This window comes from Methanothrix thermoacetophila PT, assembly GCF_000014945.1.
Taxonomy (GTDB): Archaea; Halobacteriota; Methanosarcinia; order Methanotrichales; family Methanotrichaceae; genus Methanothrix_B; species Methanothrix_B thermoacetophila.
Genome location: NC_008553.1, coordinates 1,113,661 through 1,133,893, shown reverse-complemented (window position 1 = coordinate 1,133,893; position 20,233 = coordinate 1,113,661). Strand labels below are relative to the sequence as shown.

Annotated in this window: 18 protein-coding genes; 16 read left to right on the top strand and 2 right to left on the bottom strand. The window is 51.8% G+C overall.

From position 1 onward, the window contains the following. Positions 1 to 25: 25 nt before the first annotated feature. Positions 26 to 922, bottom strand: a complete 897-nt coding sequence (locus MTHE_RS05470) for an FtsZ/tubulin family protein (RefSeq protein WP_175265837.1) — start codon at positions 920 to 922, stop codon at positions 26 to 28. Between the two features lie 39 nt (positions 923 to 961). Here MTHE_RS05470 and MTHE_RS05465 point away from each other — a divergent pair, with 39 nt between their 5' ends. The 14 genes from MTHE_RS05465 (at position 962) to MTHE_RS05400 (ending at position 17,216) form a co-directional block, all read left to right on the top strand. Continuing rightward, positions 962 to 3,022, top strand: a complete 2,061-nt coding sequence (locus MTHE_RS05465) for a MutS-related protein (protein ID WP_232840827.1) — start codon at positions 962 to 964, stop codon at positions 3,020 to 3,022. A gap of 243 nt (positions 3,023 to 3,265) precedes the next feature. After that, positions 3,266 to 3,670, top strand: coding sequence for a pyridoxamine 5'-phosphate oxidase family protein (locus tag MTHE_RS05460; RefSeq protein WP_011696222.1), 405 nt, complete (start codon positions 3,266 to 3,268; stop codon positions 3,668 to 3,670). Between the two features lie 204 nt (positions 3,671 to 3,874). Beyond that, positions 3,875 to 4,471 (top strand): RNA polymerase sigma factor, encoded by a 597-nt coding sequence (locus tag MTHE_RS05455; protein WP_011696221.1) that lies wholly within the window; start codon positions 3,875 to 3,877, stop codon positions 4,469 to 4,471. Positions 4,472 to 4,936: 465 nt separating this feature from the next. Next, entirely contained in the window at positions 4,937 to 5,473 is a 537-nt protein-coding gene (locus MTHE_RS05450) for an adenylyl-sulfate kinase (protein ID WP_011696220.1), read from the top strand. Positions 5,474 to 5,860: 387 nt separating this feature from the next. Continuing rightward, positions 5,861 to 6,871, top strand: coding sequence for an ABC transporter substrate-binding protein (locus MTHE_RS05445; protein WP_232840826.1), 1,011 nt, complete (start codon positions 5,861 to 5,863; stop codon positions 6,869 to 6,871). Between the two features lie 214 nt (positions 6,872 to 7,085). Next, on the top strand, positions 7,086 to 8,078 hold the full coding sequence (locus MTHE_RS05440; protein WP_232840825.1) for a FecCD family ABC transporter permease: 993 nt from the start codon (positions 7,086 to 7,088) through the stop codon (positions 8,076 to 8,078). 2 nt (positions 8,079 to 8,080) lie between these two features. After that, positions 8,081 to 9,082: an alpha/beta hydrolase family protein gene (locus MTHE_RS05435; RefSeq protein ID WP_011696217.1), complete on the top strand. Its 1,002-nt coding sequence runs from the start codon at positions 8,081 to 8,083 to the stop codon at positions 9,080 to 9,082. Positions 9,083 to 9,246: 164 nt separating this feature from the next. After that, positions 9,247 to 10,851, top strand: a complete 1,605-nt coding sequence (locus MTHE_RS05430) for an IS1634-like element ISMth2 family transposase (protein WP_011696216.1) — start codon at positions 9,247 to 9,249, stop codon at positions 10,849 to 10,851. Positions 10,852 to 11,410: 559 nt separating this feature from the next. After that, a complete protein-coding gene (locus MTHE_RS05425) occupies positions 11,411 to 12,985 on the top strand; it encodes an ABC transporter substrate-binding protein (protein WP_011696215.1) in 1,575 nt (524 codons plus the stop codon). Next, positions 12,982 to 13,752, top strand: a complete 771-nt coding sequence (locus MTHE_RS05420) for a class I SAM-dependent methyltransferase (protein WP_011696214.1) — start codon at positions 12,982 to 12,984, stop codon at positions 13,750 to 13,752. The genes MTHE_RS05425 and MTHE_RS05420 overlap by 4 nt, the downstream gene beginning before the upstream one ends. Positions 13,753 to 13,809: 57 nt before the next feature. Further along, on the top strand, positions 13,810 to 14,736 hold the full coding sequence (locus tag MTHE_RS05415; protein WP_011696213.1) for an ABC transporter permease: 927 nt from the start codon (positions 13,810 to 13,812) through the stop codon (positions 14,734 to 14,736). Next, positions 14,733 to 15,563 (top strand): ABC transporter permease, encoded by an 831-nt coding sequence (locus tag MTHE_RS05410; RefSeq protein WP_011696212.1) that lies wholly within the window; start codon positions 14,733 to 14,735, stop codon positions 15,561 to 15,563. Before MTHE_RS05415 ends, MTHE_RS05410 begins: the two co-directional genes overlap by 4 nt. Continuing rightward, on the top strand, positions 15,550 to 16,479 hold the full coding sequence (locus MTHE_RS05405) for an ABC transporter ATP-binding protein (protein WP_011696211.1): 930 nt from the start codon (positions 15,550 to 15,552) through the stop codon (positions 16,477 to 16,479). Before MTHE_RS05410 ends, MTHE_RS05405 begins: the two co-directional genes overlap by 14 nt. Next, on the top strand, positions 16,470 to 17,216 hold the full coding sequence (locus MTHE_RS05400; protein WP_011696210.1) for an ABC transporter ATP-binding protein: 747 nt from the start codon (positions 16,470 to 16,472) through the stop codon (positions 17,214 to 17,216). Before MTHE_RS05405 ends, MTHE_RS05400 begins: the two co-directional genes overlap by 10 nt. Positions 17,217 to 17,236: 20 nt before the next feature. On the opposite strand, the gene MTHE_RS05395 is transcribed toward MTHE_RS05400, so the two are convergent. After that, positions 17,237 to 17,629, bottom strand: a complete 393-nt coding sequence (locus tag MTHE_RS05395) for a hypothetical protein (RefSeq protein WP_011696209.1) — start codon at positions 17,627 to 17,629, stop codon at positions 17,237 to 17,239. 138 nt (positions 17,630 to 17,767) lie between these two features. Between MTHE_RS05395 and MTHE_RS05390 the strand changes: the two genes are divergently transcribed. Beyond that, entirely contained in the window at positions 17,768 to 18,685 is a 918-nt protein-coding gene (locus MTHE_RS05390) for a hypothetical protein (RefSeq protein WP_175265833.1), read from the top strand. Further along, on the top strand, positions 18,657 to 20,171 hold the full coding sequence (locus tag MTHE_RS05385; protein ID WP_175265832.1) for a COG1361 family protein: 1,515 nt from the start codon (positions 18,657 to 18,659) through the stop codon (positions 20,169 to 20,171). The genes MTHE_RS05390 and MTHE_RS05385 overlap by 29 nt, the downstream gene beginning before the upstream one ends. Positions 20,172 to 20,233: the final 62 nt, after the last annotated feature.

Here is a 20,233-nt window from a genome sequence, read left to right as displayed (position 1 = left end):
GACTGAGATGTAAATTCTCCATCCCTCAGACCCTCCAGCTGCATGCCCTCTTTTCAGAACTCCTTCTGGAACTCTGTAATTTTATATTTTTCCCTGTGAGCACCGCTGTGATCTCTATCACATCCAGCTCATCCCTCACCCTCATACCCCAGATAATATTCGCATGTTGATCGAGCGCCCCAGTCATGCTCTCTGCTATGAGGTTCGCATCCCTCAACGTCAGATTCAATCCACCTGTTATGTGCAGGAGGCAGCCTCTCACTCGACTTGGAGCCATGAGGCTCAGCGATTTATCGAGAGCGTCCTGGAGGGCGAGCTCAGGAGATCTGCCTGTTCCGGAGATTATACATGCCTCTGTGCCGCAGCGCATTACCGTCCTGAGATCCGCAAGGTCGAGATTTATTGTAGAGGGCTCAAGCAGCATCTTTGATATGCATACAATCATCTTCGCAAGACGCAGCTCATCATCCAAATCAGAGGGAACGTCGACAACCACCACAGAGCTTCTTTCGCAGATCCATTCATGGTCGCAGTTGTGGAGCCCCAGGTCATCAGGCATCTCCAGCTGACCATCTTCATCTTCAATCATAAAAACCATGACTGCGACACCACTCTCTTCCGCAATCCTGGTTGCGAGGCGTGACGTGCGTATGCATTCTTTGCAATCGGAGATCATGAAAACAACCGCTGCACTTCCCAGGAGCTCAAACAGACCCTTCACACAGCAGGGTGCACGCATATCGACTGATTGCCCATCATCAATCGATATAACGCAGGATCTGCGATCGGTGTATATCACATCGCCCGCAATGCCATCCCTGCTCACGGCCAGCCGGCGCACGAGATCAGCACCAGTGCCGAATCCGGCCACGAAGATTTCTGGCCTGCCAGGATTGCTCATGATCTTCCCCTTCCAGGTCATATGAGACTTTCATATATAGAAAGCATTTCACTCCATGCTGTGAGACTGCAGGACATTCCCGGGGTGGGGCCCCGCCTGAGGGAGCGCTTACTCTCATATTTCGAGAGCGAGGAGATGGCCCTCAGGGCGATCGCAGATGAGGATATGAATGATCTGAGAGCGGCGATCGGCGAGCGCCATGCCATAGCCACTGTCAGAGCAGCCAGAGGCCTGAGGTACGGTGTCTCCCCCGAGTCATTCCTGGCCACTGATGAGGCCGAGCGGATATACAGAACGATCCTGAACAGAATAGCGGAGCATGCGAATACGGCGTATGCCATCATGCGGATTTCCACCCTTTTCCCCTCAGGATCTCCAGAGCTCATAAAAGAGATGCGCTCGGTCTCGCTGCGCGCCATGGATCTTCGCAGGAGGCTCGGAGATGTAAGAGATCTCCTGCGCAGGATAAAGCCGCTCAGGCGGAGGGGCGCTCAGAGAATAAAAGGGAGGGCTATCGCCGCTAGATCCCCAGAGGAGCTCGCAATGGCGAGGTCGATGGGCTTTGACCGCCTCCTCGACATACATCTGGCAGAGAGCCCAGGAGAGCTACGGGATATCGCCAGCGGCTACGATCATGTGATCGTTCTCAGCGACCCTGGAGTACCCCTCCCAGGTGTGGAGATCGCGGAGCAGCTTGACATCTGGTACATTGCCCCCGAGGCAGTGCTGAGCTTCTATACAGAGAACAGAGACGCTCTGGAGGCCGCCATGGAGCTCGCAGCAGTGCTTGAGGAGAGAGGCATCGAGCACTTTGAGGATCTGAGTAAGCTCAGGAATGCGCTCAGAAGGTTGTTCGATGATGAAGATCAATCAGACATATCACGCATTGATGATCTTCTTAAAAGATTACCTGCGGCGGTTGATTCAGCGCTCGCCCAGGCGAACACAGAGCTCCGCAAGCGCATAGAGACGAGCTCTGTGACCCTTGGAGGCCCGGATCTCCTCAGAGCGCTCGGGCGCGGGGATATGATCAGGGATGTGTTTGAGACGCAGATGCATGGGATCTTCAAATCTGTGATATCAGAGGCGAGGGCGAGGGTCGCTGCTGATCTGAACCTTAAAGGAGAGGCAATCTGGCTGGAGGAGATCATACCCGAGGAGATAAAATACCCTCTGGAGATCAACCACAGAGCTCTGCGCCAGCTTGAGATTGAGCTGAGGAGGAGGAGGGAGGCAGAAGGGCTGAGGAGGAAGAGAGAGATCGCCGGATCCCTGGCGAACATGGATGGTCTCACAGCGAATCTCATAAAAAAACTCATACAGCTCGATTTTCTTTACGCCATCGGAGACTTCGCCATCTCATGCGGTCTCACAATGCCTGAGCTCATCCACGATCCTGGGATAGGATTCCGCGATGGCAGGCATCTATTCATACAGAACCCGGAGCCTGTCAGCTACAGTCTGGGTGCATGTGGGATCCGGGAGTACACTGAAAAGGCAGCGATACTGAGCGGTGTGAACTCCGGCGGCAAGACCTCGCTCCTTGAGCTGATGGCGCAGATAGCGATACTCGCACACATGGGCCTGCCTGTTCCTGCCAGTGAGTGCAGGATATCGATATTCGATGAGCTTTACTTCTTTGCAAAGAGCAGTGGCACTCTCAGTGCGGGGGCGTTCGAGAGCACAATGAGAAAGCTCTCAGCTCTCGCAACCGAGAAAAGAAAGCTCGTGCTCGCGGACGAGCTGGAAGCGATAACAGAGCCAGGGGCATCTGCCAGGATAATCGCATCGATACTTGATATGGTCCAGGAGAACGGCTCTGTGGCTCTTTTCGTGAGCCATCTCGCAGATGAGATACGCAGATTTTCAAGGACAGCTGTCAGGGTGGATGGAATAGAAGCAGAGGGCCTGGATGAGAGGAACAACCTCATACTCAGCAGGAGTCCGAGGTACAACCATCTGGCCAGATCAACGCCAGAGCTCATACTCGACAGGCTTGTCAGAACAACAGAAGGGAAGGAGAGGACGTTCTACGAGGCGCTGCTGACGAGGTTCCGTAACACACAGTCGCGATCCGAGAAGATTACAGGAAATTGTGCACGTCTCCAGATCGACTCATGAGGTTCATAACGCGCAGTCCTGAGTCGAGGGATTCCGGCTGTAATCCGTTGCAACTCCACTGAGATCAAGGATTATCGAATGCCGAGTCCTGAGAAGGCATTCGTGAATCGAGCCCGACCGGATTCCTGCGGTTCGAACTGGAGGACATGCACGATTATTCCCGACGATCGCGGTACTGCACCATATCCTCTCCGGGGAAAAAATAAATATGTTGTTCTCTTCAGATTGGTATGGTGATTTAAAATGGCGAAAATGCCAGAGGATGTGAAGCAGACACTGGAGAAGCAGAAGCCCGTGCCGATAGCGACCGCCAGCAAAAATGGCGTTCCAAACGTTGTTTTCATAGGTCTCCTCAAGATACTCGATGATGAGAGGCTCCTGATCGCGGACAACTTCTTCAACAAGACCGCAGCGAACCTTCATGAAAACCCGAAGATGTCTATCGTCTGCTACAACTCCGAGACCAAGAAGTCGTTCCAGATAAAGGGATCTGTGGAGGTCCACAAGTCGGGGCCTATCTACGAGGATATGGTCAAGTGGGTTCACGGCGTGAATCCAAAGCTGCCCGCGAAGGCTGCAGTTGTATTTAAAGTAGAGGAGATATACAACGCGATGTGGGGACCGGGCGCGGGAGAGCGGATAGTCTGAGATGCCACAGCCCCGCTCCAAGAGGGCAAGTGAAGAGGGGCAACGCTTATTTATTTTCAGATCCACGATCGATGCCTCCAAGTACCTGGTTTTCAATCAGAGGCATTATTGTGAATCTGAACCGCCATACATGCTATCATAAACAATAATACAATGGAAATCTCTTTATACTATAAACAGAGTAGTTTCACGATGGGTGATTAATTGAGCGGCAAGACCGATCATTTAAGAGAGCTCGTCCTGAAGATCGCCCCCACGACCAAGGTCGTCGAGAAGCCTGCCAAAAAGCATGGAACGTTGAGAAGCACTTCTGAGATCGAGCAGGCACTTCTTGGCGTCGTCTCTGAGATGATTAAGGCATATAACATACAGACAAAGCTCACACCAAAACAGCTCGCGGCTGTTGTAAGACTGTTTTACAAAGGCCTCAGCGATACCGAGATCGCAGAGCAGCTAGGAGATCGCGCGCTCAACAAGACCGTGAGCAGAGCGCGGATAAAGCTCCATCTCTTCCGTGACTCGGATCTCAAGCCGCCCTTCGACAGGGAGCTCTTCATAAAGCTCTGGGAGGAGGGGAAGTCTGTGAAGGAGATGAGCGAGGTCCTTCATGTGGCTCCATCCACCGTGAGCGAGTACAAGAACATATTCGAGAGCCAAAGGGCTGCTGAGAGGGACGGATACCTCAAGAGGTTCGAGGAGATACTGTCAGATCAGGACGTCTCTGAGAGGATGGTCTCCCACATATCCAAAGACGGCCTCCAGGATACCATGGACACAGACTACGAGGTGGCCGAGGCGTAACCTCAATCATCTTCTCAGCAGGCACAGTGCCTTATCGAACCGCTACCTGGTGCAGTGCAAAAGTCATCATATCGGCCATGGGCTAATAGACATGCTGAGTTGAACGGCCAGAGGGCTGAAAGAAGTGGGCTGTGGCCCAGATCACCGAACAAGTGTCCGGATTCGGCGTTCACCATCATGCCAAAAATGAGATCAATCTTCGTTCAGCAGCTTGGATGGTGTGCAAGTCGGACGTGTCCGAATGAGGATTGAGTATCTCCTCCAGCCAAAAGAAACAAGCCACAGATTTCTGACTTCTGCTCCTATTCGGGCACATCTCAATTTCTGGACGTTTCCGAATGCGAATTAGGCGTTTCCAACCTGCAGATTGCGGTAAGGTCCAGATTTCTGGCCTCTGCTCTTATCCGGACTGCTCCTAATGACTATACGCGCAGTTTTTATTGGATCGCCCACACAGTTTTGGTCATGGCCTGGGCAGTATGGTTCACCGGACTTCCCGGATGCGGCAAGACCACGATCGCCAGAAGGACAAAGGAGCACCTCTCGAGGATGGGCGTTAAGGTCAAGATACTAGAGCTCGACGAGATAAGAAGGGTGGTAACACCAAATCCGAGGTACACAGATGAGGAGCGGGATATCGTTTATGCGAGCCTCGCCTACATGGCGAAGCTTCTCTGCGATGCAGGGGTCAATGTGATCATCGATGCAACCGCAAACCGCAGAAGGTACAGAGATCTCGCCCGAAAACTCGTGGAGAGGTTCGCGGAGGTTTACATAAAGGCCCCTCTGGATGTGTGCATGGAGCGGGAGGCGCTCAGAAAAGCAGAGTTCGCGCCGAAGGAGATATACAAAAAGGCCGCCTCAGGCGCCAAGGTCCCCGGCGTGAGTGTGGCATACGAGGAGCCGGTGAGCCCGGAGATAGTGGTGGACACGACCACTCTGGACCCGGAGGGCGCTGCAGAACTCATATCAAAAAAGATACTGGAGATCTTCGAGAGGTGAGCGTGCGGTCTGATGGCCATTGGGATTATAGAGTCTGCCTTCAAGTCGGTAAGATGTCATACTATTTTTGTAATTTAAGTGTCATTTTTGTAACTTATTGAACATACTCAATACGTTAGGTTAAATGTCCTATTGACAGATTTCTTGATTAACGACCGTGCCCGCTTATAGTGGTTTCACCTGATCAGTATCACCCGACCAGTAACTCAAGTACATCACGATATTGAGCAAAATAGAATTCATGGCATTCATACGCAACATCATACCGAAATATTCATATATAAATTGATAAAACAACTACTTATTATGAATTTAATTCATAAAGGTGTAAAAATGTTCATCAGAGTGAACCAATCGATCCACATTTTCCTGGCTGCCATGATTTTGATGGCAGTTGGAACTAGTGTGCATGCATCGGAACCGGACGATCTCATAACCATAGTAGACTCTGCTGGAAGAGAGGTGGTGGTTCCGTATCCGGTGGAGTCTGTGGTTGTTCTCTGGAGCAATGCGGCCAAAGAGATGAGAGCCCTGGGGGCGGTGGACAGAATTGTGGGCATGGATCAGTCCACGAAGGATGAGGTAGATAAGGGGACACTCCCAGAGCTGACGAACGTACCTGTGGTGGGAACTCAGGAGGAGCCAAACTACGAGAAGATCGCCGAGCTGAAACCTGATGTTGTCATATGCCTCTCAGCTGGGTATCCACCAGAGCCAGATGAGGTGCAGGAGAAGCTGGACCCATTTGGGATAAAAGTCGTCGGACTGGACTTCTACAGGACCGAGGTCTGGTTCGATGAGATAAGAACACTGGGGAAGATGCTCGGAAAAGAGGCCGAGGCTGAAGAGTATATGTCGTTCTTCAGGAGCTATTACGACCGTATCAACCAGACACTCGCCACGATACCAGACCCAGATCGGAAGACCGTCTATTTTGAGGGCGCCAAGAAATACCTCACATACGGTGGAGCAGGTTATGGCAGTGGCATACCTAATATGATCCGCGCTGCCGGTGGTAAGGATCTTTATCCTGAGAGGTCTGAGCTGGCTTTTGAGGTCGATCCTGAGGATGTCGCCAGAAGGAATCCCGATGTGATATTCAAAGGCACCACCTTGGGATGGGATGCAGAGAGCGAGGAGGAGTTCAAGGCCATCCGGGATGAGATAATGAGCCGTCCTGAGCTGGCAAACACAAATGCGGTTAAGAACGGCCAGGTCTACGTAATAAGTTTCGACGTAGCAGGAGGGGCTGGCAAGAAGTTCGGGCCTGTCTTCCTGGCCAAGGTGCTCTATCCGGAGAAGTTCCAGGATATGGATCCGATGGAGTTCTACAGGGAGTATCTGAGGAGATTCCAGGGGTTGGAGTACAGAGGTGTATACCTCTATCCAAACCCATGAAATTTTGAATAGGCTCCTGTAGCTCTTCCCGCATCCGTCATATTATGCTCAAATACGATCGCCTGCGGTACGGCCATCATCCTGGGAACGAGAGATCTTATACATGATTAAGATATTTATGAATATGTCTTTTAATGAAAAAAGAAAGGCTGACAGCGACGATCCCAGGCAAGCCTATTCAGAGTTTGTTGCAAGGAAAATCCTTCTTTTAGCTGTGGGCCTTGTTGTCCTGCTGTTTCTCACTGCTTTATCTGCTTCCCTCGGAGGCGCCACCCAAAGCGGGATCGAGGTTTTTTATGCAATGCTATCGAGATACATTCCTTCAATAGAAAGCGATCCCTTCGTGGAATCAGTCGTCTGGCATCTCAGGCTTCCCCGTATACTTATGGGCATAGTGGCAGGCGCTGGGCTGGGAGTTTCAGGGGCGGTGATGCAAGGGGTGACAAGAAACCCTCTTGTCAGTCCGTTCACTGTTGGCATATCCTCTGCCGCCGCATTCGGTGCATCCATGGCGATAATGTTCGGGGTGGGTTACACGGCCGCCGGAACATATGTCATAATCCTGAGCGCCTTTATATCCGCCATTGGCTGTGGTTTCCTGGTATTTTTTATAAGCCGATTGAAGCGATCTTCCCCGGAGACGATGGTCCTGGCTGGTATAGCGCTGACTTACTTCTTCGGTTCGCTGACAGCGATACTCCAGTTCTTCGCAAACGAGCAGCAGCTCAACGCCATGGTCAACTGGACATTCGGAACGCTCTCCGGCGCGGACTGGCACAGGCTGACGATAGTTGCTGCAGCATATCTTCTGGTGATGCCAGTGCTTGTGCGTTTCTCGTGGGACCTGAATATAATGTTCACTGGAGGAGATGAGGCAGCAAAAAGCCTGGGGATAAACGTGGCTCGCGTGAGAAATGTATCTCTCCTTCTTTCGTCATTCATCACGGCCGCAATTGTCTGCTTCACTGGGATAATCGGCTTTGTGGGATTGGTTGCACCACATGTTGCCAGGATGGTGCTTGGGAGCGACCACAGGTTTCTACTTCTCGCGTCCTGTATCGTCGGCGCCATTCTGGTGATCGGAGCAGATCTCGTCGGTAGAACGATCCTGGCGCCAATAATCATCCCCATTGGGATCGTCATCTCATTTGTAGGAGTTCCGATGTTTCTCTACCTGATGATGACCAGAGATACTGGATGGGAATAGCCATGTCTGAAGAAAAAGTTATGGTTGAAAAGCCTGTAACCTTTTACAGCGGATCCTCTCGGCTTGCTGGGGTCCTCAGATACCCATCTGTGATTAAAGACCCTGCACCTGCGGTCCTTCTGATCCACGGATCACTTGAGCAGGACAGGGACGGAAATCTATTAAACAGACCGGATGGAAGACCAATATTCAAAAAGAACTTCTTCCTGGAGATATCGAAGAGGTTATCAGCGGAGGGATTCGCAACATTCTCATGGGACAGAAGAGGCTTTGGAGAGAGCGAGTCTTCTATCCGTGATGGCGGGTACCTTCAGGATGGAATAGATGCGATGGCCGCCTATCAGGCTCTCTCCTCCCTCGATCTCGTAGATCCTGAAAGAGTCGCGGTCCTGGGTCAGAGCGCTGGAGTTTATACAGCATGTCTCCTGGCTGAAAAGGAGAGTAGACCGAAAGCGTACATTCTCCAAGGTGGTCTTTACAGGGATTATGAGGAGATGATGATCTTCAACTACCTAAGGGTAGTGGATTACGCCTCAAAGAGCCCTGAGAACCTCAGATGGGTGGAAGAGAACGACCCACTTGGCCTGGTAATTGGACTGAACCTCTACACGCTGATGGAGAGGGCGAGGATGGGCGAGGTCGAACACCAGTTCAGCTATAAGGGAAGAACGTGGAGGATTTGGCACGACCCGATCTGCTATTTACCGGAACACGCTCCGAGGAACCTGTTCAAGTACATACAAAAGCCCACTCTTGTAATCCATGGGGCCTGCGATCTGAATGTTCCTGTTGAGGATGCCTTCATGATCGAGCGGGATTTGAAAAAGCACGGCAACGAGAATGTGGAGCTGGCCATTATCCCAGATGCGGACCACAGCTTCCAGCAGATCGCAGAGTCATACGATCTCACACTCAGAGAGAGAATGAGTCTTGAGAGCTTTCGACGTCCATATCGAGAGGATTACTTTATGGCAGTAATCTCTTTTCTCAAGAGGTGGCTTTGAGGCTGCCCACGACTGAAGGTGCAATGGCATGATCAGAAAATTGCCACCTCTAGATACATCCTGCATTTCGCATTAACGTTGATTTTCCAAACAATTTCCTGGGATGGGGCGTGTGGCAAACGTTTTAAGCTGCACCAAGGGTTTTGTTCTGAGGAGCAGCTTAGATGGAGACAGACACGCGATCGCTGGATCATTTGGGGATAGTTGCGGCGGTTTTCGACCGGCTTGGCATAGCGGATGTTATAGATTCGCGTATGCCGAAGTTGAGGCAGCACAAGCTGGAACATTCGGTGATTGTTAAGGCGATGGTTCTGAACGGTCTTGGTTTTGTGGGTCAGAGGTTGTACCTGTTTCCGGAGTTCTACGAGAGGCTGCCTGTTGAGAGGCTTCTTGGGGATGGAGTTAACGCATCTGATTTGAACGATGATGCGATAGGCAGGACGCTGGATGCGATTTATGAGCAAGGTGCTACGGATCTTTTCAACGAGATAGCGTTGAAGGTGATGGGAGAGCTCGAGCTTGGAGTCCAGAGGTTGCACGCAGACACCACAAGCTTCAGCGTTCATGGCAGCTATGAGGGTTTCAATGGCGGTAGATCGATTGAGATAACGTTGGGCCATTCGAAGGACAGCCGGATGGATCTGAAACAGTTTGTTCTCAGTCTTGTGACGAACCAGGACGGTATACCGCTTTTTGCAAAAGCGCATTCAGGTAACGCATCCGACAGGAACACGATCATAGAGTCGTTTTTAAAGATCAAATCCGGACTCAACCTTGAAGACTGCGCGTATTACATAGCAGACAGTGCAGTCTACACCGAGCCCAACATCAGGATGCTCGGCAGGGAGATGAAATGGATAACACGTGTCCCGGCCACGATAAAGGAGTGTGAGATGCTTCTTGACAGCGATGTTGAGATGGTTGAGTGTCGCGACGCCAGGTACAGATGCTTCTCGACGACCTCTGATTACGGCGGAGTACAGCAGAAGTGGGTCCTTTACCAGTCAGAACCGATGCGAGATCTCAAGGCAGAGAGGTTCGAGAATCATCTTGAAAAGGACGGGACAAAAGCAAGACGGTCTCTGGCAAAACTGAAACGGCGTGAGTTCGCATGCGAAGCAGACGCACTGAAAGAAACTGAACTGTGGGCCAGAGACCATCCGCTCTACAGGTTCAGCCATATCTCTCTCAAAAAGGTCTGCAAACGAGCAGATAAAAAACGAGGACGACCTAAAAACGGCGAAAAACTCATCGAAATATATTTTATAGACGCGGATATCGAACTCGACCAGGAAAAAGTCGAAAAAACGAAATCCAGGCTCGGAAGGTTTATAATCGCAACTAACGACCTCAATATCGACCCTGATACACTACTCAGCTACTATAAAGGACAGCAAGAGGTAGAACGCGGATTCAGGTTCCTCAAAGACAAAAGCTTCCGAGTCGCAGAGGTCTACCTCAAAAAAGAAGAACGCATCGAAGCTCTCGCCATGATCATGGTCCTCTCACTCATGATCTATTCCGTGGCAGAGTGGCTGATCAGAAAAAGGTTGCAAGAATCAAATCAATCCATACCAAATCAGCTGAAGAAACCCACACAAAAACCAACTCTCAAGTGGATCGCGTTCATGTTCCTCGGTGTCACCGAAGTCAACATATGGCTGCGCGGCGAGAAACACCAGGAAATCGCTAACCTCAACGAGAATACTTTGAAAATAATAAAACTGTTTGGACCAGAATGCGAAAAATACTACGGAATGGAGCGTTAATGCGGAATGTGGGATAAATTGGCGCTACTATTACAATTAATTTTCGTTTAATTGATGAAGTCTGCTTGTTAAATGATCAAACCAAAGACATCTGATGGTTTTTCTGATTCCACTTGAGGTGATGGGTACAGACATCTCAAACAATGCATCCCGGTGAGATCCCAAGAACAGATCACCACACCTGACTCGGCTCTTCTGGCGTAGCTGCTTCTGCTCGCCAAGAGATCTTCGCCAGAGTTTATATACCCAGTTGCATCCTGATACCTGGCGAAGAGTCCTAGAGGAGTGCTGGCGCACTGCCAGAGGGACCTGTCCGGATAAAAGCTAAGGCCAGATGTTTAGGCCTTACTGCTTTTGGATGCCTGAGATACTAAAACTCTATTCGGACATGTCCTGCCAGAGTATGACAGAGTATTTCTTCTGGTCTGCGTGAGCACTCTCAGAAACATGCCCATCCGTGAGTGTACAGGTTTTGATGTAGTTTCTGCGCTTTTATAATAAGTTACCGGAACATATTTATGTAAAATAGTATTTTTCGTAGCAACGGAGGTAAAGCCCGATGAATATCATGCATAAAAAGATCGCGATACTTGTTTTGATTTTAGCGACTACAGCAATACTCCAATGCGCCTCTGCTGAGGAGACTGTGCTCCGGATAGGGACCCAGGACGTGGTCAAATCCGCCAGTCTCCTAGGAGATTCCAGCATGGGGGTATTCGCACACCTCTCCAATCCACCCCTGATGAAGATGAACCCTGACGGCACTCTGAGCGGCCAGACAGCGAAGAGTTACTCTGTCTCAGAGGATGGGATGACCTGGAGATTCGAGATAGACGATAACCTCTACTGGAGCGATGGCACGAAGCTCACCCCAGAGGACGTGAAGTTCACATTCGAGTACATCTCAGAGAAGTACCCACCAGCCGGCTGGATCAAAAATACGGTGGATGAGATATCCGTGGACGGTAATGCAGTCGTCTTCAAACTAAACAAGCCCTACTCCCGTCTGAACCTCGAGTTCACCACATACAACATACTGCCGAAGCATGTCTGGGAGAACATCGAGAAGCCGACCGAATACACCAATGAAGGTCCCATGATAGGTTGCGGTCCTTTCGTCATTGAAAAGACAGACCTCGGAGCTGGCGTGATATACTTCAAGAGAAACCCCTACTGGAAGGGCAAGGAGCCGAAGATCGATTCGATAGAGCTGCACATGTATGAGAATGCAGATGTTCTTTCAATGGCACTTGAGAAGGGAGATGTTGATGCATACTACAAGTACGCTGGCACATATCCGTACACAGGCATTCAAAAGCTGAAGGATACTGGAAACTTCGATTTCGTGGAGAAGGACAACGTCGGCCTGGTCTTCCTGGGATTCAATCTGAACAAGGAGCCGATGTCAGATCTCCAGTTCAGAGAAGCCATGGCTTATGCCATAAACTACACGGAGATCCTCAAGATCGATGCCCTCGGATACGGCTCCGTTCCGAACCGCGGCTTCGTTCCGCCGAGCATGGCCTACTTCAAGGATACACCGGCTCTCAAGTATGATCCCAAAAAAGCCAGGGAGAGCCTGGAGGAGGCAGGCTACAGGGACGGAAACGGCAACGGGATTCTGGAGGATCCAAGCGGCAATGACGTGAAGCTCCTCCTGCTGGCCCGCTCGAAGTTCCAGAGGGTCGCAGAGCTCGTGAAGGAGTACATCTCCGCGGTCGGCATTGATGTGGAGCTCAAGGTCGTCGACGATGCGACATGGATAAAGCTCAAGGATGAGTATCAGTATGATCTCACCATCACGAGGACAACTCCGTGGGGAATGATGATGCACGCGAACTGGGGGACCGGGTACTTCGACTCACGCAGGACCGGTGAGGGCGTGCTCCACGTCCTGAGCGACCCCGAGTTCCAGAAGCTCTGCGATGACATCCTCGCGGCCACAAGTGATGAGGAACTTGAGGAGTACGCGTACATGCTCCAGGATTACTATGCTGAGAACCTGCCCGGGATCGCGCTGTACTGGAACAAGGTCTTCACGCCGTACAACAAGAGATGGACCGGCTGGAACTCAGATCCGCTGTACGGCATCTACAACCTAGACAACTTCCTGAACGTAGAGAGGGTGGCATGAGTTTCTGGACGGATCAGTGGAGGGAGTTCATCGAGAAGACAAGCTACATGCGCCATCTGAGAGAGAGGGGCATATCGAACGACCAGTTCTGGAGGGAGTACGAGATCTACGATGAGATCCTGGGTCTTATGGGATATCCGGGGAGGATCCTCGACAGGATCTCTTCCCTGATCCATCCCGGCTCCACTGTTCTCGATATAGGCGCTGGCACTGGCGCCTTCTCCATCCCTCTCTCCAGGATCGCAGGAAGGATCATAGCTCTGGATCCCTCCGAGCACCAGCTGCAGATTCTAATGCGAAAGGCCAGGGGAATAGATAACATCAAAGCCATATGCGACAGGTGGCCTGACGCAGAGATAGGAGACGATATCGATTACACGCTCGCCGCTTACAGTTTATTCCATGAAGACATAGAGGCATTTCTTAGGAGAATGATCGATGTCTCTCATTCGGGAGTCTTCATAGTCTTCAGGGCAGAGCCTCCAGATCCTCTTACCGATTTCGCGTATGGCCCAAAACCACATCTCGATTACAGATGTCTGCAAAGCATTCTGAGAGAGATGGGGTATGATTTTGAGGTCGATGTGTTTCCCAGGGATTACAGGCTTCCCATCAGATATGTGCTGAAGCAGTACAGGTACTCAGAGAGATCTCCAGAGGAGATAATCGATTACCTGCGCAACACAGACAGGCTCGATGAGGATATGATGGTCAGCTTCCACAGCAGCGATGCGCTGCTCCACACTCTAGGAGACGTGGAGAGCTGAAGGATAGCAGCTCCATCTTGAGGCGAATTCGCCCCTGCCTGCGCCTTGGGAGGATCCATGAACCTCGCCCGGTACGTGATCTCGCTTTTTGTCATACTCTCGCTGAACTTCGCCATACCGAGGGCGATGCCCGGCGATACCATGACGAACCTCCTCGGAGAGGATGTGATTCTGAGCGATGATCTTGTGCAGGAGATCAGGAGGGAGATGGGGCTGGATCTACCCCTGAAAGAGCAGTACATCATGTACTGGAAAAACATCCTCAACCTTGATCTTGGCTACTCGTACCACTTCCACTCTCCTGTTCTGCCACTCGTTCTTGAGAGAATGAAATGGACCCTTCTTCTCGCAGCCCCTCCTGTGATCATAGGAGCTCTTCTCGGAACGCTGCTCGGGGCGCTCGCTGGCTGGAGGGAGTCCCCCAGCTCCCGCCTCCAGACTTTCATCTTTCTCACCATCTACTCCACGCCGCCGTACTTTCTGGCGCTCCTGTCTCTCTACATATTTGGTTTCCATCTCAGCTGGGTTCCGATGAAGGGGTTCTACAGCACAGGTTCTCCGGAAAATATAATTCATCATATCATACTCCCTGTGATCCTCATGAGCCTCTTCTCAGCCTCCCGGAATTACATGATCATGAGGGGCAGCGTGATCCAGGAGAGGCGGACTCTGTATGCACTGTATGCGAGGGCGAAGGGTCTCTACGACAGCCAGATCCTCTTCAGGCATCTATTCAGAAACGCAATCCTCCCGATAATAACGCTGATCGCCCTCGACTTCGGATTCATATTCAGCGGGGCGCTGTTCATAGAGATGGTCTTTTCGATGCGCGGTATGGGAAATCTCATCTACAGTGCGCTCATGTACAGGGATTATCCCGTCCTGCAGGGCTCATTTCTCGTAATAACCATGATGGTGGTAACGGCGAACATGATCGCGGATGTGCTCTACGGCATTCTTGATCCAAGGGTGAGGGGCAGATGAGCTGCGGGATATCAGCAAAAAGATCGCTGCTCTCAAATCCCGGCGCTCTGATATTTCTCGCATTTCTGCTCATCGCTATCCTTTCCCCGTACCTGGCGCCACACGATCCATGGAAGCGGTATGAGCCATATCTGGGGCCGAGCTGGGATCATCCTCTTGGGACGAACGACATGGGCAATGACATACTTTCCGAGCTCGTATTCGGCTCTAGGGCATCTCTCGGCATCGGTCTCGGTTCTGCGCTCATCGCCACCCTGCTGGGCACAATCATTGGCGCCTCTGCAGGCTACTTCAGGGGCTGGGTGGATGAGGTGCTGATGGGGATCACGGACATCTTTCTCATGATACCCCAGATACCTCTGGTGATTGTAGTTGCTGCGTTCCTGAAGCCGAGCTCCATCACAATAACACTGATAATGGGCATCCTCTGGTGGACCTCTCTCGCCAGGATCGTGCGGTCCAGGGTCCTCCAGGTGAGAGAGATGGCATTCGTGGAGGCCGCGAGGGTCGTTGGTTTCTCAGACAGGCACATAATCCTCACAGATGTTCTCCCAAACACAATTCATGTGATAATGCCGAAGTTCATGCTGACCGTTGCATCAGCGATGATCGCCGAGGCCTCGCTCTCATTCCTGGGACTCGGGGACCCGAACGCGAAGAGCTGGGGGATGATAATAAACTTCGCATTCTCAAGAGGTGGTTTTTTAAACGGATGCTGGTGGTGGTACCTGCCCCCTGGGATATGCATAACGCTCTCAATCCTCTCACTTGTGAGCATAAGCATGCTTCTCGAGGAGGCTAGGGAGGGTGAGCATGTCGCTTCTTGAGCTGCGTGGATTGTCAGTGAGATTCGAGACCCCTGCCGGGTCTGTGAAGGCAGCATCCGATGTCTTCCTGGCTCTTGATGAGCATGAGACCCTGGCGATCGTGGGCGAGACCGGTTGCGGAAAATCGGTGATCGCAAACGCCATCCTGAGACTTCTTCCAGAGAATGCGAGTGTCACGGGCAGCGTGATCTACCGCGGGATGGATCTGTTGAAGATGAGCGAGCGGGAGATCTCCCGCATACGGGGCAGGGAGATCGCGATAATATTCCAGAACCCGTCTGCCGCGCTCAATCCCGTCCACAGAATCCTGGATCAGGTCTCGGAGCCGCTGCTGATACATCTCAACCTCCCGAGACACAAGGCCCTGCATGAGGCTGATAGGCTCCTCATCGCCCTCGGATTGAACGGAGCCGGGCGTCTGTATCCATTCCAGCTCTCCGGCGGAATGAACCAGCGTGCCATGATCGCATGCTCATCGGTTCTCAGACCAAAAATACTGATGGCGGATGAGCCGACGAAAGGCCTGGACCAGAGCATGGTGGAGAATGCGCTGGAGCTGATAGGATCTGTGAGAGACGAGAGCAGCGCATCTCTTATAATGATAACCCACGATCTCGATGTCGCCCTTTCGATCTCCGAGAGGATCGCCGTGATGTACTGCGGTGAGATCGTGGAGATGGGTAGGACAGAGAATGTGCTCTGCGATCCAGAGCATCCATACACAAAAGCACTTCGTGAGAGCATGCCTGATCGCGGTTTCAAACCCATACCCGGAAACACCCCATCGATGATCGATCCTCCAGAGGGATGCAGGTTTCATCCGAGATGTCCTTTTAAGATGGACATCTGCTCGCGCGAAAAGCCATCTCTCAACAACTCCTGCGGAAGATACGTGAGGTGCTGGAGGTGTACCTGAGGGCGCAGAACGTGAGCAAGGTCTATCAGGAGGGACTGTTCTTCCGGAGAAAACGGTGCGTGCTCAGGGATGTCACGGTCGAGATCGAGGAAGGGCACACATTGGGGCTCTTCGGGCCATCAGGATCTGGAAAGACGACTCTGGCGAGGATACTCGCCGGGCTCGATCATCCCTCGTCCGGAGTGGTGATCTTCAACAGCAAAGAGCTGCGTGGTATGAGAGGTCACGAGTTCACGGAATTCAGAAGGTCCGTGCAGATGGTCTTTCAGGACCCCGAATCCTCGCTGAACCCCATGAAGACCATCGGGAGATCGCTCAGGGAGGTGCTGGATCTGCTCAGGGTACCTGATGGTGAGCACGAAGGGATCATAAAAGAGGCGCTGGAGGTCGTGGGCCTCTCTGAGGAGGTGCTCTGTCGCTTTCCCAGACAGCTATCCGGCGGGCAGAACCAGAGGATCGCGCTCGCCAGAGCTCTTCTGCTGAACCCCAGGATACTGATACTGGATGAGCCCACAGCCTCGCTGGACGTCTCAGTCCAGGCGCAGATTCTGAATCTCCTGAAGGAAATTCAGCGAACGAGGGGCATCGGCTACCTGTACATCTCGCACCACCCTGCCGTGATGAGATTCATGTCGGACTCCGTATGCGAGCTGCATGACGGCATGGTGACGTTCAGAGGGCCTGTTGAAAAATGGAAGACAGGATCCACAGCAGGGGCTCGCTCCACAGACGCATGATCCTCCATGCCGCTCTCCCATCACTTCCACAACGCCCCGCGGCCCGCCTCTGGAACGGAATGCGACTCGTAATTCCCCGGGCGCTTAAGAGGCATTCTAATGATGAGTATCGTGCCTATGATGAGTGCGAGCCCAGCTGATGCGATTAGAAAACCTGCAAGAACCTGCTCAAGAGTTGCCCTCACCTCGATGCCGAAGATTTTTGCGAGGGCGGGCACCGAGAGCACGAAGGCTCCGGTGAGCAGGAGAAACAGACCGTTGCACAGCCTCCGCTCTGCTCTTCTCTCCGGAGATTCCACGATCATACAACCCTTCTCGAGGAGATACATCCTTCTCCTGTGCTCCAGGTAGTAAACAAGCGCCAGAAGAGGTATGCCCTCTGCAACCAGCAGGCCCAGAATCCAGTCGTTCAAGATCCCACGTGAATAAACGAACGTCTGCGATATATAATCTTTTTGTCATATGAATTAAAATCTATTATTAATATTAATAGTGTCACTTAATAGAACAATTAAGTTTTTATGCGTGCTGCATGACATAATCTATGATAAATGTGTAAGAAATATTCCTTGCATGCTCTGCTCACCTGCATAGCTCTTCTGAGCATTGCAGCTCTCGCATCTGACCAGGGAAACCTCAGCGAGGAGGGCAAGAGCGCGGCACACGTCTATGTCTTCAACAGAGATGACGATCGTCTGCGTGTATCGCTCTTCATAGACGGCAGCCTCGTCGATTCGAAGGAGGTTTCATCCGAGAACGAGGCTGAAATCGGCACCTATTACCTGGACGATGGCGAGCACAGCTTCACGATAACATGGTGGGACGAGGATACCAGGAAGAGTTACGAATCATCTGTGACAGCCACTGTAAAATATGACATGCCAGTGACACTCTACACGGAAAAGAATGATGAACCGGAGAAGTTCTACCTGACAGTCCTGGTCAGGAACGAGAACGATAGAGATCTCGATGTCTGCCTCTACATCGACGATAAGTTCGAGCGGTGCACAAATGCGAAGAAGAGCGCGATGACCGAGGTCGGCAAGATCAAGCTTGAGAGCGGGATGCACAACATATCCGTGCGCTGGAAGGATCCCGATACAGAGATCGAGTACAGGAAGAGCAGGAGCGTGGATCTGATCGGCGATGATGCGGTGGTGATCTATGCTCCAAAAGGAGTTGCGATCAAAAAGGAATCGAGTCGCAGTGGAGACCAGAAGACTGCTCAGGAGAAGTCATCTCAGTCCTCACAGAGCTCCCTAAAAAAAGAAACAGACAGCACGATATCGAGCAATAAATCTGAGAACAGCTCTGCAAATACTGCTCCAAAGACTGAGGTAAGCGCCCTCAGAACAGCGAAGCAGACCGTTGAGAGGGACGCGGAGGGGCAGAACATCATTACAAATGATCACATGTACATTTATGTGCTCATCGTCGCCCTTGCGGTTTATCTTCTCTTCCGGAGCTAGATCTGTCCTCGCGCTCCTGATATTCATTCTTCTATCGATTCCCGCTTATTCCGGCTGGGGAGAGGGCATCCAGGCAGAGCTCCAGCCGGGCGAGATGGTCGAGGTGGATGGTTATTCTGTAGAGCTCTCCGATATCTCTGTCGTGCCCGAGAGTCCCGCGGCTCTCATCAACATTTACAGCAATGGCAGCATATCCTCCACCGTCATGAGAGCAGGGGAGTTTTTCGTCCTGAAGGACATGCACAACAGGGAGAAGCTTGGTGTAAAGCTGGAGGAGATCCGCAGGGAGGGATACCTCTCCAACGAATCCCGGGCGATTCTTGAGATCAGGATGAGATCGCGACCCGAGATATCTATCAGCATGTCCCCTGACAGGGATATCTACCGCAGTGGCGATCAGATCAGGGTGGAGGTGTTCGTGGAGAACAGAGGAGATGGGAATGCGGAGAGCATACGTCTCCTTCTCAATCTCAGCGAGCCTCACTCAGATGTGTTGAACGGAACAATGAAAGAGATCGGTAAAAAAATGCGCAGATCTCTTCTGCGGCCTGGAGAAGTGTGGAGGGAAAGGATCTGCTTCCAGACCCCCAGCCTTCCCGAGAGAGATAGCATCGAGCTCGTGGCTGCTGCAGAATATCTGGATGCAGACAGCAATCGATACAGATCTGAAACCATCCTGCCCATTGCTGTGTCCGGGCCGGTGGAGCTGCACAAGCACGTGCAGGAGATACAGACCTTCGGCAGGACGTACTACGTGATCAATTCAATCAGAAACACGGGAAAGGTCAGGCTTGGTCTGAGCTTCACAGACTCCGCGGGTAATGAGTTCCAGTCAGAGGGAGTGGCTGTGAAGGAATTCGAGCTCATCCCGGGAGAGAGTAAAATTATAAGTTACGCCGTGAAGGCCAGGCATCCGGGTGAGGGCCTGGTTCTCCCACCTGCGAGATGCACCTACTCAATAGCAGGGAGCACCTACACCGTGATCTCTGAGAGTCCTGTTGTCGATGTCTTCGGGCCCCAGATCGAGGCGAAACGGTATGCGACATCCGGAGGAGATCCTGATGAGTTCCAGGTATGCATGGAAGTCAAAAACACCGGCAACCGTTATGCAGGCGTCCGAGCTTACAGGATATTTCCGGAGTCTGTGGAGATATCGGACGGAAAGAACGACCTCAGCTTCGCTCTTGCCGCCGGCTCGTCCAGAACCATTTGCTGGTCGGTCCGCTGCCCGAACGGCTCCTGTGCGCTTCCACCGGTAGATCTGATCTACTTCGATTCTGAGAACAACATCTTCCGATGTGAGGTTCCCTCTCTCAGGCTCGAGAGACACCTGGAGATCAACACGAGCGGGAAAAACATCACAGATAGCCATGTAGTTGAGACCAGCAGGTCAATCCAGAAAAGGGAGGTAGAATCAGATCCATCAGAATTTGTGCTGGCGCTCATTCTCCTGATCTCCGCTCTGATCTGGGTGAGATCTATCTGAGATCCGGTTTATACGAAAGCCTGCAGAAGGTCACAGCCCGCAGCGACACAGATCAGCAGATG

Coding starts and splice junctions, on each gene's coding strand:
- MTHE_RS05470 (WP_175265837.1), bottom strand. CDS start 922: ATGACCTGGAAGGGGAAGATCATGAGCAATCCTGGCAGGCCAGAAATC.
- MTHE_RS05460 (WP_011696222.1), top strand. CDS start 3,266: ATGGCGAAAATGCCAGAGGATGTGAAGCAGACACTGGAGAAGCAGAAG.
- MTHE_RS05450 (WP_011696220.1), top strand. CDS start 4,937: ATGGCCTGGGCAGTATGGTTCACCGGACTTCCCGGATGCGGCAAGACC.
- MTHE_RS05445 (WP_232840826.1), top strand. CDS start 5,861: ATGGCAGTTGGAACTAGTGTGCATGCATCGGAACCGGACGATCTCATA.
- MTHE_RS05435 (WP_011696217.1), top strand. CDS start 8,081: ATGTCTGAAGAAAAAGTTATGGTTGAAAAGCCTGTAACCTTTTACAGC.
- MTHE_RS05430 (WP_011696216.1), top strand. CDS start 9,247: ATGGAGACAGACACGCGATCGCTGGATCATTTGGGGATAGTTGCGGCG.
- MTHE_RS05425 (WP_011696215.1), top strand. CDS start 11,411: ATGAATATCATGCATAAAAAGATCGCGATACTTGTTTTGATTTTAGCG.
- MTHE_RS05420 (WP_011696214.1), top strand. CDS start 12,982: ATGAGTTTCTGGACGGATCAGTGGAGGGAGTTCATCGAGAAGACAAGC.
- MTHE_RS05415 (WP_011696213.1), top strand. CDS start 13,810: ATGAACCTCGCCCGGTACGTGATCTCGCTTTTTGTCATACTCTCGCTG.
- MTHE_RS05410 (WP_011696212.1), top strand. CDS start 14,733: ATGAGCTGCGGGATATCAGCAAAAAGATCGCTGCTCTCAAATCCCGGC.
- MTHE_RS05405 (WP_011696211.1), top strand. CDS start 15,550: ATGTCGCTTCTTGAGCTGCGTGGATTGTCAGTGAGATTCGAGACCCCT.
- MTHE_RS05390 (WP_175265833.1), top strand. CDS start 17,768: ATGTGTAAGAAATATTCCTTGCATGCTCTGCTCACCTGCATAGCTCTT.